At 43.3% G+C, this 14,924-nt stretch carries 16 protein-coding genes; 11 read left to right on the forward strand and 5 right to left on the reverse strand.

Annotated elements, in window-relative coordinates; genetic code table 11:
• From V7659_RS03390 to nuoN, 9 genes are all read left to right on the forward strand, one after another.
• The coding region (locus tag V7659_RS03390; RefSeq protein ID WP_335538097.1) for an NADH-quinone oxidoreductase subunit C at nucleotides 1-599 on the forward strand (599 nt) is incomplete at its 5' end.
• A 3-nt stretch (nucleotides 600-602) separates the two neighbouring features.
• Complete coding sequence (locus V7659_RS03395; protein ID WP_335538099.1) at nucleotides 603-1,703, forward strand: NADH-quinone oxidoreductase subunit D; 1,101 nt, start codon at nucleotides 603-605, stop codon at nucleotides 1,701-1,703.
• Complete coding sequence (nuoH, locus tag V7659_RS03400) at nucleotides 1,703-2,707, forward strand: NADH-quinone oxidoreductase subunit NuoH (RefSeq protein WP_283876713.1); 1,005 nt, start codon at nucleotides 1,703-1,705, stop codon at nucleotides 2,705-2,707. Before V7659_RS03395 ends, nuoH begins: the two co-directional genes overlap by 1 nt.
• 50 nt (nucleotides 2,708-2,757) lie before the next feature.
• Nucleotides 2,758-3,177, forward strand: a complete 420-nt coding sequence (gene nuoI, locus V7659_RS03405; protein WP_335538101.1) for an NADH-quinone oxidoreductase subunit NuoI — start codon at nucleotides 2,758-2,760, stop codon at nucleotides 3,175-3,177.
• Nucleotides 3,174-3,692, forward strand: coding sequence for an NADH-quinone oxidoreductase subunit J (locus V7659_RS03410; RefSeq protein WP_144551610.1), 519 nt, complete (start codon nucleotides 3,174-3,176; stop codon nucleotides 3,690-3,692). Before nuoI ends, V7659_RS03410 begins: the two co-directional genes overlap by 4 nt.
• On the forward strand, nucleotides 3,689-4,003 hold the full coding sequence (gene nuoK / locus V7659_RS03415; protein ID WP_026568243.1) for an NADH-quinone oxidoreductase subunit NuoK: 315 nt from the start codon (nucleotides 3,689-3,691) through the stop codon (nucleotides 4,001-4,003). Before V7659_RS03410 ends, nuoK begins: the two co-directional genes overlap by 4 nt.
• Nucleotides 4,004-4,152: 149 nt before the next feature.
• Nucleotides 4,153-6,024: an NADH-quinone oxidoreductase subunit L gene (gene nuoL, locus V7659_RS03420; RefSeq protein ID WP_335538105.1), complete on the forward strand. Its 1,872-nt coding sequence runs from the start codon at nucleotides 4,153-4,155 to the stop codon at nucleotides 6,022-6,024.
• Nucleotides 6,021-7,529, forward strand: coding sequence for an NADH-quinone oxidoreductase subunit M (locus V7659_RS03425; protein ID WP_335538107.1), 1,509 nt, complete (start codon nucleotides 6,021-6,023; stop codon nucleotides 7,527-7,529). The genes nuoL and V7659_RS03425 overlap by 4 nt, the downstream gene beginning before the upstream one ends.
• A 6-nt stretch (nucleotides 7,530-7,535) precedes the next feature.
• On the forward strand, nucleotides 7,536-9,050 hold the full coding sequence (gene nuoN / locus V7659_RS03430) for an NADH-quinone oxidoreductase subunit NuoN (RefSeq protein ID WP_335538109.1): 1,515 nt from the start codon (nucleotides 7,536-7,538) through the stop codon (nucleotides 9,048-9,050).
• Between the two features lie 376 nt (nucleotides 9,051-9,426).
• Here the strand turns inward: nuoN and V7659_RS03435 are convergent, their stop codons facing one another.
• From V7659_RS03435 to V7659_RS03445, 3 genes are read right to left on the reverse strand one after another with little or no spacing between them, the layout of a single operon-like run.
• Nucleotides 9,427-9,987, reverse strand: coding sequence for a general stress protein (locus tag V7659_RS03435; protein WP_335538111.1), 561 nt, complete (start codon nucleotides 9,985-9,987; stop codon nucleotides 9,427-9,429).
• Nucleotides 9,988-10,024: 37 nt separating this feature from the next.
• Nucleotides 10,025-10,195 carry a CsbD family protein gene (locus V7659_RS03440; RefSeq protein ID WP_144551595.1) on the reverse strand — a complete coding sequence of 57 codons (171 nt, stop codon included), beginning with the start codon at nucleotides 10,193-10,195 and terminating at the stop codon, nucleotides 10,025-10,027.
• Nucleotides 10,196-10,214: 19 nt separating this feature from the next.
• Nucleotides 10,215-10,520, reverse strand: coding sequence for a hypothetical protein (locus V7659_RS03445; RefSeq protein ID WP_144551592.1), 306 nt, complete (start codon nucleotides 10,518-10,520; stop codon nucleotides 10,215-10,217).
• Between the two features lie 275 nt (nucleotides 10,521-10,795).
• Between V7659_RS03445 and V7659_RS03450 the strand changes: the two genes are divergently transcribed.
• On the forward strand, nucleotides 10,796-12,301 hold the full coding sequence (locus V7659_RS03450) for a mechanosensitive ion channel (protein WP_335538114.1): 1,506 nt from the start codon (nucleotides 10,796-10,798) through the stop codon (nucleotides 12,299-12,301).
• A 75-nt stretch (nucleotides 12,302-12,376) separates the two neighbouring features.
• Complete coding sequence (locus V7659_RS03455; RefSeq protein WP_335538116.1) at nucleotides 12,377-13,672, forward strand: hemolysin family protein; 1,296 nt, start codon at nucleotides 12,377-12,379, stop codon at nucleotides 13,670-13,672.
• Between the two features lie 109 nt (nucleotides 13,673-13,781).
• Here the strand turns inward: V7659_RS03455 and V7659_RS03460 are convergent, their stop codons facing one another.
• Together V7659_RS03460 and V7659_RS03465 are read right to left on the reverse strand one after the other, a co-directional pair.
• Nucleotides 13,782-14,504: a hypothetical protein gene (locus V7659_RS03460; RefSeq protein ID WP_335538118.1), complete on the reverse strand. Its 723-nt coding sequence runs from the start codon at nucleotides 14,502-14,504 to the stop codon at nucleotides 13,782-13,784.
• 63 nt (nucleotides 14,505-14,567) lie between these two features.
• Nucleotides 14,568-14,840, reverse strand: coding sequence for a hypothetical protein (locus V7659_RS03465; RefSeq protein WP_144550802.1), 273 nt, complete (start codon nucleotides 14,838-14,840; stop codon nucleotides 14,568-14,570).
• Between the last annotated feature and the right edge of the window lie 84 nt (nucleotides 14,841-14,924).

A 14,924-nucleotide genomic window follows, 5' to 3' on the forward strand; every position in this document is an offset into this window, starting at 1 on the left:
AAGCAAAAGCAATCGCGGCAGCCAAAGCGAAGGCGAAAGCAGCGGCAGCAGCCAAGGCAAAAGCCGCAGGAGCAGGAAAAGCGGATGACACGGCAGCACAAGCAGCTGCAGAGCAGCCATCACCAAATCAGCCATACCTAGACAAATATGTGAAGGTCATAACTGAGCATCTAGGTGCGGATGTTTTAGAAGATTCTTATATTAATAAACTTTCTAAGGATGTTCCAACCCTTGTGGTGAAGCCTGATACCTATTTCAAAGTAGCTCAATTTTTAAAATACAATGAGCAGTTAGGGTTTGATTATTTATCCGAGCTTCATGGGACAGACTTTGTCACACATATGGAAGTATATGTTCACTTATACTCATACAAAAACCGTCAATCGGTTGCTTTTAAAGTAAAGATTGACCGCAACGAACCAACAATCGAGTCCTTGCAGCCGCTTTGGGCAGGGGCAGAATGGCCTGAATGTGAAGCCTATGATTTACTGGGAATCAAGTTTCCAGGACATCCGGACTTACGACGTATCTTGCTTGGCGAAGATTGGGTTGGCTATCCACTGCGCAAAGATTACGAGCCATACGACGTGGAGGTGTAACCAATGATCAGAACAGAAGAAATGATATTAAACGTCGGTCCTCAGCATCCAAGTACACACGGAGTATTCCGTCTCGTTGTTAAAATTGATGGGGAAATTATTACTGAAGCAACACCTGTCATCGGTTACTTGCACCGTGGGACAGAAAAATTAGCTGAAAACCTGCAATATACGCAGATTATTCCATATACAGACCGGATGGACTATCTATCCTCCATGACTAATAACTATGTGATTTGTCATGCGGTTGAAACGATGATGGGGATTGAAGTGCCTGAACGAGCTGATTTCTTGCGTGTAATCGCGATGGAATTGAACCGGATTGCCAGCCACCTCGTTGCATGGGGTACCTATATCCTTGACCTTGGTGCGACCAGTCCATTCATCTATGCGTTCCGTGACCGGGAAATGATTATCAATATGCTGAATGAATTATCAGGGGCACGCTTGACCTTCAACTATATGCGCGTTGGCGGTGTGAAGTGGGATGCACCTGAAGGCTGGATTGAAAAAGTAGGCAGCTTTGTTCCTTACTTGCGCGGCCAGCTAAAAGGCTATCACGAATTGGTTTCCGGAAATGAAATCTTCCTTGACCGGGTAAAAGGCATTGGGAAGTATACGAAAGAAGAGGCGCTCCAGTATTCATTGAGCGGACCGAATCTTCGCAGTACCGGCGTGAAATGGGATCTCCGTAAAGATGAACCATATTCCGTCTATAATCGTTTTGAATTTGATGTGCCAACTTCAGAAGAAGGCGATTGCTTGGCCCGCTACCATTTGCGCCTGGCAGAGATTGAACAATCCTTGAATATCCTTGAACAAGCCGTGGAACAATTCCCAGCCGAAGGACCAATCATGGCAAAAGTGCCGAAAATCATTAAGGCACCTAAAGGAGAGGCCTTTGTCCGAATTGAATCACCGCGCGGAGAGATTGGCTGCTATATTTATAGCGACGGCAAAAAAGAACCATACCGCTTAAAGTTTAGAAGACCGTCCTTCTATAACCTGCAAATTCTCCCGAAACTTTTAAAGGGTGAAAATATTGCAAACATGATTGCTATTTTAGGGGCAGTGGATATTGTCCTTGGGGAGGTTGACGGCTAATGATAGAAGAATTGCTCCAGTCAAGTCCGGGTTGGGCTAACTTTGGAATTTTCTTTTTACTCGGCGCTGTCTTGCTTTTAATTGTATTAGGATTCGTTACCTACGGAATTTTAGCAGAACGGAAAGTCTTGGGTTACATGCAGCTGCGCCATGGTCCAAACCAGGTCGGCGGTAAATGGGGACTATTGCAAACCGTCGCTGACGTTCTCAAGCTGTTACTAAAAGAGGACATCATTCCAAAAGCAGCTGATAAACCATTATTTATCATTGCGCCAGTCATTGCCTTCGCACCGTCGTTTATGGTGCTGGCCACGATGCCGTTCACGGATGCCTTTCAGTTCGCTGATATCGGTGTTGGATTACTCTACTATATCGCGGTGAGCGGACTAACCACTTTCGGCATGCTGCTTGGCGGCTGGGCCTCAAATAACAAGTACGCCCTTTTAGGAGGCATGCGTGCATCAGCCCAGATGATTTCCTATGAAATCCCGTTAGTTATGTCGGTACTAGGTGTCATCCTTTTAACAGGAAGTTTAAATCTAAATGATATGGTCGAAGCACAAAAGCATGGCTGGTTCATACTCTTGCAGCCAATCGGCTTTATTATCTTTTTCATAGCATCGATTGCCGAATTAAACCGGACACCATTTGACTTGCCGGAATCGGAAAACGAACTTGTTGCTGGATACCACGTCGAATATACTGGATTCCGCTGGGCCTTCTTTATGCTCGCAGAATATGTGTATTTATTCGCAATGTCTGCCTTGATTACTGTTGTTTTCCTTGGCGGATGGCTGGCACCATTCAGTTTCCTAAGCTTTATCCCAGGTGCAGTCTGGTTCGCAGTTAAATTTAGTGCCGTTGTTTTTGTTTATATCTGGCTGCGGGCAACCTTACCGCGTTTCCGCGCCGACAAACTCATGGAATTTGGCTGGAAAGTCCTCCTGCCAATCGCACTAGCTAACATATTCTTAACCGCATTAATTAAATCACTATTCTTTTAATGGTGCCTGACACCAAAAACTATCCTTAAAATGTAAAAGGGGTGAAAAACGTGCTTGGATTAGCAAAAGGCTTGAAATATACCCTTAAGAACTTAACGCGCGAAAAGGTTACTTATGATTATCCAAATAAGCCGATTCCACTGCCAGACCGGTTCCGTGGGATTCAAAAGTTTTATCCGGAGAAGTGTATTGTGTGCAATCAGTGCATGAATATCTGCCCGACGGAATGTATTAATTTAACGGGTAAAAAGCATCCGGACCCTGCGAAAAAAGGGAAAATCATTGATACCTATGATATCAACTTTGAAATTTGCATCCTTTGTGACCTTTGTACGGAGGTATGCCCGACAGAAGCAATCATCATGACCAATAACTTCGAGCTCGCTGAATACAGCCGTGACATGTTATTTAAAAACCTAGAATGGTTAGATGAAAACGACGAAAACATACGGCAGGTGAATAAACCATGACCTTTTCGGGGGAATTCCTCGCATTTATGGGGCTCGCACTTGTCGCAATTATCGGCGGTGTGTTGCTTTTAAATCTTACCAAGGTTGTTCATATGGTCGTTTCACTGATCTTCACCTTTGTAGCAATCGCTGGTATTTACGTAGTACTGTCCGCCGAATTTGTGGCCGCAGTGCAAATCTTAATCTATTCCGGTGCCATTACGATCATCATGCTCTTTGGAATCATGTTAACGAAGCATAATGATGAACATGAACCGAAAACAGGCAAATGGAGAAAAATTCTTGTCTTCTTGGGAATTCTCGGCTTTGCATTTGCTGTTTATCTTGGGATTTATGATTTCAATATCGAACAGGTTCCGACTACCTTGCATGAAAATAACACCATGCAAATTGGTAAAGCACTTTACTCTAAATACATCATTCCATTTGAGCTAACGTCTGTTTTACTATTAGTAGCGCTGGTTGGTTCGATTATTCTTGCGAAAAACGAGAAGAAGGAGGCGGATGATAAATGAGTTCCGTTCCCGCTTCAGCCTTCCTGGCACTTGCATTAATCTTATTTTGCATCGGCTTATATGGTGCACTGACAAAAAGAAATACCGTAATCGTCCTGATCTCGATTGAATTGATGCTGAACGCCGTGAATATTAATCTTGTCACCTTCAGCAAATACGGAATGGCTCCGTCAATCACGGGCCAAATCTTCGCTCTGTTCGCAATCAGCGTTGCAGCAGCCGAAGCAGCCGTTGGTTTAGCGATCTTAATCTCGCTTTACCGTGCTAGAAAAACTGTTAACATCGACGAAATGGATACGATGAAAAATTAGGTGTCAGGCACCGCAAAAAGACACTTTGGTCTTTTTGTCCACGAAGGGTGTCAGGTACCAAAACGTACCTTTAAAGGTACGACGACAAAATTGTCTTTCAACAAAATTCGAATGGTGATGTTTGTATCATTCGAAAGGGGATAGTGATAATGATGGAGAATGCATGGCTCATACCGCTTTTCCCGCTATTATCGTTTTTGATCCTTCTTCTTTTCGGGAAGCGACTGAAGGAAGCAAGTGCCTATGTGGGGATTCTCCTCACGCTGGCATCACTTGTCTACTCGATTTTGGTTTTATTCGAGCGCTTCAAAGAGCCGACCTATGTCACGAAATTTGACTGGCTCACGATAGGAGATATGCATCTAACAGCGGGCTTTGAAGTGAATCAATTAAATGCATTAATGCTGTTTATCGTATCGCTCGTAAGTTTCTTAGTACATACCTACTCCAAAGGTTATATGCAAGGAGACGAGCGGTTTCCAGTATTCTATGCCTATTTAGGATTATTTACGTTTGCAATGCTCGGACTGGTTATTTCGCCTAACCTGCTGCAAACTTATATTTTCTGGGAACTTGTCGGCGTCGGTTCCTTCCTATTAATCGGTTTTTATTTTTACAAGGACGAAGCAAAAGCAGCTGCTAAAAAAGCGTTCATCATGACCCGGATTGGGGATGTTGGCTTATTTATCGGCATGATTCTGCTATTCTGGGAAACCAAAAGCTTTGAATATAGTGAAATATTCGCGGCTGTTGATGCCGGTGCGGTGTCAGGCACCATGATTACCTTGACCGCGATCTTGATTTTCATTGGCGCAGTTGGTAAGTCGGGTCAGTTCCCACTCCACACGTGGCTTCCGGATGCGATGGAAGGTCCGACGCCTGTGTCGGCGTTAATCCACGCGGCGACGATGGTTGCGGCCGGGGTTTACTTGGTTGCGGCATTATTTCCACTGTTTGAGGCGAGCCATACGGCGCTCCTTACGATCGCTGTGATTGGCGCGTTTACGGCAATTTTCGCCGCAAGCATTGGTCTTGTGCAAACGGATATCAAACGCGTACTCGCGTATTCGACGGTTTCACAGCTTGGCTACATGATGCTGGCCTTAGGGTCTGCGGGCTATGTGGCAGGGGTATTCCACTTGATGACACATGCCTTCTTCAAGGCGCTTCTGTTCTTGGCAGCCGGTTCTGTCATTCACGCGGTACATACTCAGAACATCGAAGAAATGGGCGGACTTTGGAAAAAGCTCAAGCTTACCGGACCGCTATTTTTAATCGGAACACTGGCGATCAGCGGTGTCCCAGGACTTTCTGGATTCTTCTCGAAAGATGAAATTTTAGTAGCAGCATGGGAAGGCGGACATCCTGTACTCTTTTTCTTAGCCCTTGCGGCTGCCTTCATGACCGCATTCTATATGTTCCGCTTGTTCTTCCTAGTGTTTACTGGTAAAGCACGCGGCAACCAACACCATGTCCATGAATCGCCATCCAATATGACCTTACCAATGGTCGTTCTTGGTGTTCTTGCCGTAATCGCTGGTTACGTCAATACACCGTGGTTCGGTACATTCCTTGGCGATTGGCTCGTTGATGGCAACGAAGCGTTGGCACACCAAGGCCACGTTGAAGGCCCAGGTTGGATCATGATCGCGGCAACGGTCGTTTCCTTAGCGGGAATCTTCCTTGCTTACTTGATGTATAACAAACGTTCAATCGCCCGTAACTGGTTAAGCGGCACAGGCGATACGTTACACACAATTCTTTTGAATAAATATTACGTTGACGAGTTTTATCAACTGACGGTTGTAGCCTTCACAAAAGGTGTCAGCTACTTCTTACGTTTCATTGACGTGTTCCTTGTTGAAGGGCTCGTCAAAGGCGTGGTCGGAATCGTTCAAGGTCTTGGCGCTGCAGGGTCGAAACTGCAATCCGGACAGGTTCAAACGTACGGTGCGGTGGCCTTTGTCGGACTTGCGGTTCTCGTCGTCATCTTTGCATTAACAGGGGGGTACTTACGATGAATTTAACATCTGTTCTTTCACTCCTAGTATTCTCCCCTTTACTAGGTATCGTTCTCTTGGCGTTTATGCCGAAAACGGCGGAAAAATCAATCAAAGCGGTCGGCTTTCTAGCGACCTTACCGGCCTTGCTGCTGGCCCTGGCTGCCTACCTTCATTTTCAATTTGGTAAGGATTTAGCCGATTTCACGGTCTCAGCTAAGTGGATTCAATTTCATGGGATCAACGCTCCTGAACCATATTTTTCAGTTTACTATGAACTTGGCCTAAGCGGTTTTCAGCTTCTGCTCGTTGTCCTTACAGCGGTAGTTGCAACACTATCAGCAATTGCAGCGGCAAAGTTTGTGAAAAAAGAGTGGAAGGGCTATTTCATGCTGTTCCTGCTTTTGGAATTAGGAATGCTCGGCGTGTTTACGGCGGAAAACTTGATTCTGTTCTTCATTTTCTTCGAAATCACACTTATTCCGACCTTCTTCTTAATCGGAAAATGGGGCTATTTTGAAAAAGAAAAAGCAGCATACAGTTTCTTGATTTATAACGGACTAGGTTCTGCGATTCTATTAATTGTGATTATGATTCTTTTTGCAAAAACAGGATCAACCAATATTAACTATTTAACTGAATTGATGGCAAATCCAGATGCACCGCTTTCGAGCGATCTGAAAATGGGCTTATTCATTGGCTTATTGCTGGCGTTTGGTGTCAAATTACCGATTTTTCCATTACACAGCTGGATGTTAAAAGTCCACGTAGAAGCACCGCCATCAGTTGTTATGATTCACTCAGGGATTCTCCTGAAAATAGGTGCGTACGGATTAATTCGTTTTGGAATGGGCATTTTTCCCGGGCAATTCGGGACTCTTGCGACGCTAATTGCTATCCTTGGAGTGATTAACCTCCTCTACGGGGCGTATCTAGCGTTCATTCAAACAGATTTTAAAATGGTTTTAGCTTATTCATCGATTTCTCATATGGGAATTGTGCTAATCGGACTGGCTGCAATGAATGAGGCAGGGATTCAAGGGGCGATTTTCCAAGTGATTTCGCACGGATTGATTTCCGCGCTGTTGTTCTTCTTGGTCGGTGTCCTGTACGAACGCACCGATACGTCACTTATTGAGAATCTCGGCGGAATGGCGAAGGGTATGCCGATTGCAGCTGGCTTCTTGTTGGCTGGCGGGATGGCATCGCTTGGTTTGCCAGGGATGTCTGGATTTGTCAGTGAGTTTATGGCCTTCCTCGGACTTTTCAGAGAAATGCCGGTGATTGCAGCGGTAGGTACGCTCGGAATTATTATGACGGCGGCTTACTTGCTTCGCGCGGTTTTAGGAATCACATACGGCAAGGCGCATCGTGAATTTACGGGTATCCTTGACTTGAAGGGCGTCGAATTCGTGCCTGTGCTCGTACTTATGCTGTTAATCGTATTAATTGGTGTTTACCCAAGTGTCCTAAGCGCGCCATTAAAAACTACACTTGAAACCATCATGCTAGGGATAGGAGGGTGATGAAGGATGAGTCTTGATACCTTGCAGCAATTTCATTGGAGTGCCATGACACCAGAGTTCATCATCCTTGGTGTAGCCGCACTTCTTACACTTTTAGATTTATTTATGCCGAAAAATCAAGATCGAAGAATTCTCGGCTGGATCGGAATTGTCGCGATTATCGCGGCAACGGTGTCCGTGCTTAGTTTAGTAGGCGGACCTGTGAGGTCGATTTTGGATGATTCGTTCCGCTTAGATAGTTTCGCGTTAGGCTTTAAATTATTGCTGCTTGTAGGGGCAGGTCTGGTTATGCTTTTGGCCGTCAGCTACGAGGCGAAGGATGGTTTAGAGGAATATCGCGGTGAGTTTTATTACTTGTTCTTATCTGCCTTGCTCGGCGGCATGATTATGACATCAAGCGGCGATTTAATTACGCTGTTCATCGGCTTGGAATTGCTAACTGTTTCTTCTTATATTTTAGCGGGGATCCGCAAGTATCATTTGGAGTCGAACGAATCTGCGATGAAATACGTCATCAATGGTGGAATTTCTACCGCGATCACGCTGTTTGGGATGAGCTATATCTATGGTTTAACCGGTTCAACCAACTTAGTAAAGATTGCTACTAGCCTGACTCAAGTGGCAGACGGCCAACAGGCTTACCTGTTAACGCTGGCATTTTTAATGGTATTAGTAGGGTTAGCGTTTAAATTGGGGGCAGCTCCATTCCATATGTGGGCACCCGACGTCTACCAAGGCGCGCCTACACCGGTTACTGCATTTCTAAGTGTCGTATCGAAAACAGCTGGTTTTGTAATTGTACTTCGGATTTTGTTAACAGTCTTTCTCGCAGCCGCATCGGTCGGCGATCCAGAAAAGCCAATCTTACTGCAAATGCAAGATTACTTGGCCTTGATCGCTGGAGTAACGATGATAATCGGAAACGTGGTGGCCTTAAAGCAGTCGAACATTAAACGGATGTTTGCCTATTCTAGTATCGCTCATGCCGGTTATATTCTCGTTGCCTTAACGACGCTGAACTCGAATATCTTTTACTCAATTTGGTTCTACCTGCTGGCTTACTTGCTCATGAACATGGGTGCGTTTGCCATTATTCAGGTCGTTACTGAAAAATCAGGTTCAGCGAAGATAGCTGACTTTGCCGGCTTGTACCGCCGTTCGCCTGTGCTTGCGGTCGTTATGGGCATCTTGCTTGTGTCGCTGGCCGGTTTCCCGGGCACAGCAGGTTTCATCGGAAAATTAAACATTTTTATCGGTACATTTTCTGGTCCGACACCACATTATGTGCTCGCTTCATTGATGATTGCGACGACGGTGGTTTCATACTTCTATTACTTTGGTGTGATGACACAAATGTTTTTCCGTCCAGCAAGTGACGACAGCAAGTTCAAGATTCCAGCTGGCATTTTGATCGTGTTGGTTGTCGCAGTCGTCGGTTCAATACTGTTTGGTGTGATGCCGAATTTTGCGTTAGACTTTATGCAAAATAACCTGAATAACCTATCGGACTTTTTCAGTTAGGTTAGGTTAAGTTCGGTTGGAGAATTAGGATGCTTTGGGGGAAGCAGCCTGTTAAATTAAAGGGGTCTTCATACAGGAAAAAGAAGAGGTTGGGGAGCCTCTTCTTTTTTATGTTGTTGCTAGTGGCTTGTTGGGAATCCTGAAAAGTGGGAATTGGCAGATAAATCGTTGAAAGCGGCAGATAAAATCCATAAGCCGCCTATAAGATCACTAATCATTCCAAAAAGGTAACTAAAAATTCCATCTATGTGCGGAGATCCAGTCTAAAAAATTGCCGATTCCTAATAAAGAGACCAAGATCCGGCTAAAGTCCCAGTTACTAAACCAAAAAAGCTGCAAACAACGTAATCGTTGCTGCAGCTTTTTGCATCTTTTATTAGAATTTGGTATTCAAGGCTGGATTTCGATCTCTAATAGTCTCATATCGTGATTCCTCTTTATCCGGTGTTGGTTCTACATCAATAGGAGCCTCTTGCACCATATCCTTATCAGAGTGATCTCTTTTATTAACTAGGACTAAAATCTTTCCATCTTCAACGGACTCTTGATAATACTTGGCGTCATCGTCTGGAATTCCAAGTCCGATCAGTGCACCTGCTAGTCCGCCTACACCAGCTCCTGTTAAAGCACCCATGATGCTTGCCGCGATAGGACCTGCGGCGACAATCGGGCCAATACCTGGGATGGCAAGAGCGCCAAGTCCAGCTAATAATCCGGTCGCACCACCAATGGCTCCACCTGTAAGCGCACCTGTGGCAGCTGTGTCTTCAACTACAGCACCTGTTTCTTCGGTGATGGTATCTACATGATTGTGATTTTTACCGATTACACTGATTTCTGATTTATCGTATCCCCATTTTATCAGGTCCTCAATGGCGGCAATTGCCTCTTGTTCCGATTGATACACACCTACAATGTTTTTTCCATGCTTGTCCATTTTTTCTCCTCCTCTAGTTTAATAGGTTGGATAAATGCTATTTTGATAAAGTATCTTTCACTTCGCCTACGCCTTCTTTTACTTTACCTTTGGCTTTATCGACTTTTCCTTCTACAACCTTTGAATCATCATCTGTTAAGCGTCCCCATTGTTCTTTTGCCTCACCTTTCACTTGATCAACACTGCCTGAAAATTTATCTTTATTCATATTGTTTAGCCTCCTAGTTTTAGTTATCTAATTCATCTTTCTTTTCGCCATCGCTAACACCATTATCTTGGTCTACTCCATCACCAACACCGTCCTCTTTCAATTTTTTCTCAACATTATTCACTGCTTCTTCAATGTTCTGCTTCGCATCGTCCATTGTTGCGTTGGCTTCCTTCTTTGTATCAGTGTCTACTGCATCTTTTTCTTGTCCATCACTGATTCCATTATCCTGGTCGACCCCATCACCACATCCAGCTAGCCCGCCGAATGTTAGCGATACAGCCAGTCCGCCAACTAGTAATCGTTTCTTCCAACTCATTTGCATTGGTAGCTCCTCCTTCTAATTGAACTGTTTAGAAGTGCAAGTCTGCCTTGCATATTGGTTATATTCCCGCTGCATAGAACTTGAAACCTCATTTTTTCCAAAGAGGGTCTTTCACGGGGTTCCAAATGATATTCCTTCTATTAAATGCCCTTTTTTGAAAAAATATAATTTTTATAAACTAGGTTTCGATTCAAAAATATGGGTTATATATCCTATAGAAAACTTACTTACGTAAATAAGTTGAAACAGAATATCAGGAAAAGGAGTGCGATAGGATGGAGATGGATCAAATGATGACTGGATGGTACTCATATTTTCAACAGCTGCCGAACTTGCTGTTTGCTCTATTGGTATTATTGGTTGGCTGGCTAATCGCTAAGTTTATTGGAAAAGGTGTGGAAGCCCTATTAAAGAAAACAAGCTTCGATGATCGGCTGTTTTCCAACCTAGGAAAGAGGAAATACTCATCTGAAACTATTATTGGAAAAATAGTTTATTATATTTTACTAGTGTTTGTGTGGATTATCTTTTTCAATATGCTTAACTTAAGCTTTATTGCCACACCACTTGTGGAAATGTTATCAACGATTACAGCAGCGGTCCCTAATGTTCTAAAAGCGGCTCTTATCTTATTGCTAGCATGGGGAGTTGCCTCGTTGCTGCGCCTCTTGTTTAAAAAAGGGACAGCCATGATTCATGGAGAACATCTCTTAGTAAAATGGAAGATGGCAAATAATGAAGCGGAGGCAGTAAGAAAGGTTAACAGCATTGGAAAAGTGCTTTTCTACTTTGTTTTCTTACTATTTTTACCAGGAGTATTGGATGCCTTGCAAATGGAAGGCGTATCAGAACCTTTCGCCAACACCCTAGGAACTTTGTTAGCTTTTATTCCTAAGTTATTTGCTGCTGCACTGATTGTTTTTGTCGGCTGGCTGATTGCCAAAATAGTCCGTGATATTCTTACAAACTTTTTAAGCAGCGTCGGTACGGAGAGGCTTGGTCATCGTTTTGGTCTAAACACTAAAGGAGAGGGAACCAGTCTTTCAAGTATGATTGGAAATATTGCGTTTATCTTAATCTTAATTCCTACGATTATTACAGCATTAGAAAAGCTTGATCTAAAAGGAATTTCTGACCCGGCCATTTCGATGCTTCATCATGTGCTCTCGCTCATTCCAAACATCGCTGTCGCGGTCATCTTAATCTTGGTAGGCTTATGGCTTGGAAAATGGGTTGAAAAAATGGTTTCGCAAATGCTGTGGCGTTTACGATTTAACAACATCTTTCACTATATGGGTATTGGTTCGTTAAATCCAGAGCAGTCAAAATATAATCTTTCACAAATCGTTGGTATGATTGCAAAAATTGTGATTGTCTTATTATTTACAGTGGAAGCATTACAAATTGTTCACCTAGAGTTCTTGGTCACTCTAGCAACTGGCGTGATTGCCTATTTACCGATGTTACTGGCTGCACTTGTGATCTTAGGAATTGGTTTATATTTAGGGCATTTAGTCGAGCGTATTTTACAAAATGTTTTAAAAAGCAGCTACTCCCGGACACTTGCAGCAGTGGGGAAATATGCCATCTTCGCGATTACAGTCTTTATGGCATTAGACCAGCTTGGAGTTGCACATTCGATCGTAAATGCTGCCTTTATTCTCGTATTAGGCGGTGTGGCCCTAGCATTTGGCCTGGCATTCGGCCTAGGAGGAAGGGATTTCGCTAGCAAATATCTAGATAAGCTAGATAATAAGATAGACAAGAAAATAATCGAATAAAAGAAGGATAACAATCCGAAACTCAGATGACTTCGGATTGTTATTTTTTTAAAAAGAGAGGGAGTGAAGCTTCTCTTGACGATAATAAATTTACTTTTAATTTTAGCATTAATCGCATTGACTGGATTTTTCGTTGCAGTTGAATTTGCAATGGTAAAAATACGTCCATCGAGAATTGATCAATTGATTGCGGAAGGGAAGAAGGGAGCTGTTGCGGCAAAAAGGGTCGTCACCCATCTGGATGAATATCTATCAGCCTGTCAACTCGGGATAACCGTGACCGCGCTAGGACTGGGGTGGCTGGGAGAACCGACCGTAGAAAAACTATTGCATCCATTCCTAACGGCACTACACCTCAACCAATCGGTGACACATATTTTATCAATTAGTTTTGCCTTTGCGTTAGTTACCTTTTTCCATGTAGTAGCAGGGGAATTAGCACCAAAAACGGTGGCAATTCAAAAAGCAGAGGCGATCACGCTTTTGTTCGCGGTGCCAATTATCTGGTTTAACAAAATCATGTTTCCGTTTATTTGGCTCTTAAATGGTTCGGCCCGGCTGCTGACAGGTATTTTTGGCTTAAAGCATTCATCGGAACACGAAGGAGCTCATTCTGAAGAAGAGCTGCGAATCCTCTTGTCAGAAAGCTATCAGAGTGGTGAGATTAATCAGAATGAATTACGATATGTGAACAATATTTTCGAATTTGATGAGAGAATTGCAAAGGAAATCATGGTGCCTCGGCCCGAGATAAGCAGTATACCAATGGATGCGACGGTGAATGAGGTCTTGAAAAGGGTGAGTGATGAAAATTTTACCCGCTATCCAATTATGGATGGGGATAAGGATCACATAATCGGCATTATTAACATGAAATCGCTGTTAACGTCGATTATGATGAATTCAGATGATCTGGATGAGCTGCAGGTAAGTTCCTTTATCAAACCCGTTATTCATGTGATGGAAACCACACCAATCCATGATTTATTCTTGAAAATGCAAAAAGAACGTACACATATGGCCATTCTTATTGATGAATACGGCGGGACTTCGGGTTTGGTTACGGTTGAAGATATTATTGAGGAAATCGTTGGAGAAGTGAGAGATGAGTTCGATACCGATGAGGTGGCCGAGATTCAAAAGATAGAGGAGAACCATTATGTAGTGGACGGAAAATTATTGATTGAGGACGTGAACGATTTACTAGGGATCAACCTAGCCGATCAAGATATTGATACGATTGGCGGCTGGTATCTGACTCAAAACTCTGATGCGCCAATAGGCAGTAAGGTGGAATCGGAAGGGTACGTGTTCCAGGCCATTGCTAGTAAGGGTTATCACATTTTGAATGTGGAAGTGAAAAAGATATGAACGAGAAAAAAGCCTCAGATTGAGGCTTTTTTTTCGTGGTTTTTGGCTATCTGCCAGTAAATAGGGGCTATCCGCCAGTAAAGCCAGGTTATTCGCTAGTAAAGCCATCCTATCCGCCAGTAACCGCAGTCCGATGCTGATTCTCAAGCTTTTTCTCCATGATCTTAATATCATGATGAAAGAGCTTGGTGATGATTTCTTTATTTCCATATAAAAGCAGCTGATCACCTTCATGTATTTTTTCGTTGTAGATATTTCCTCTGATCTTCAATTGGCCTCTTTTGATAAAAAGCAAAACAAACTCTAGCCGCTCATGATCATTAAACAGTTGGTTCACAGTCTTATATACAAGCAAAGAGTCGGTATAGATATGCAGATTGAGCAGATAATCTTTCTTGTCCGTTAGAAACACGTCCCGAATCGGCATGTCGCCAAGCTCTACGTGCTGCTTCATCTCTCTATGAAATAATCTCGACAATAGGGTCTGAATGCAGGCAAGTTTTAATACCGCAAAGACAAGCACGACGCCTCCGGTAATGTAAAAAATATGCTGCATCCTCAGATCATCCGAAAGAAAATTACTGATCGTGGAAATAATCACGGCAAGGGAAAAGGCCCCAAACAGGATAAGGAATGTAGCAAGTTTCCTGCGAATTGGGTGGCCTAAAATAAGCTCAGATTCCTCCGTCGTAAAGCCCGTGCCGGTCATCAACGAAATCACCTGAAATCTTGACACCTTTATATTGAGCCCCGTTAATCGAAATAAAACGACATAAATTTCAATAACAGCCGTAATGATGATGAAATAGACGAGTAAAAAAAATAAATTCATCCTGCCACCAACCTCAATGTAATCAAAAAATTAGTTGGGGTAACTATCTACCCCAACCGATTATCACTGCATTTTCTCATTATAAAATTGAACAGAATACATCGCTCCTTCACTGACCATGTTATTATCTTCTACATCATGCGGGTGGGGATGTCCTCCTTTTTCTATCGGCAATTCTTCACTTTTATCAAACGGAGAAGGCTTAATCTTTCGTTTCCAGTCTCTAAGTACACTTTCCGCTTTTAATCGGTTCGGTTTAGATGATAGCCACATCGCGGCCGAAGCTCCCATACCAGCAGCGACAATAATTGAAGTAACAGGTACCATACGTTTCATATTAAAACCTCCTATTAGATTCTCTTAAAATAGCACTTTTTAACAAAGTTCTATTTCTAGTAGTAATACCCGCTTCTGCTTCCA

Source organism: Neobacillus drentensis (assembly GCF_036966985.1).
GTDB lineage: Bacteria > Bacillota > Bacilli > Bacillales > Cytobacillaceae > Neobacillus > Neobacillus drentensis_E.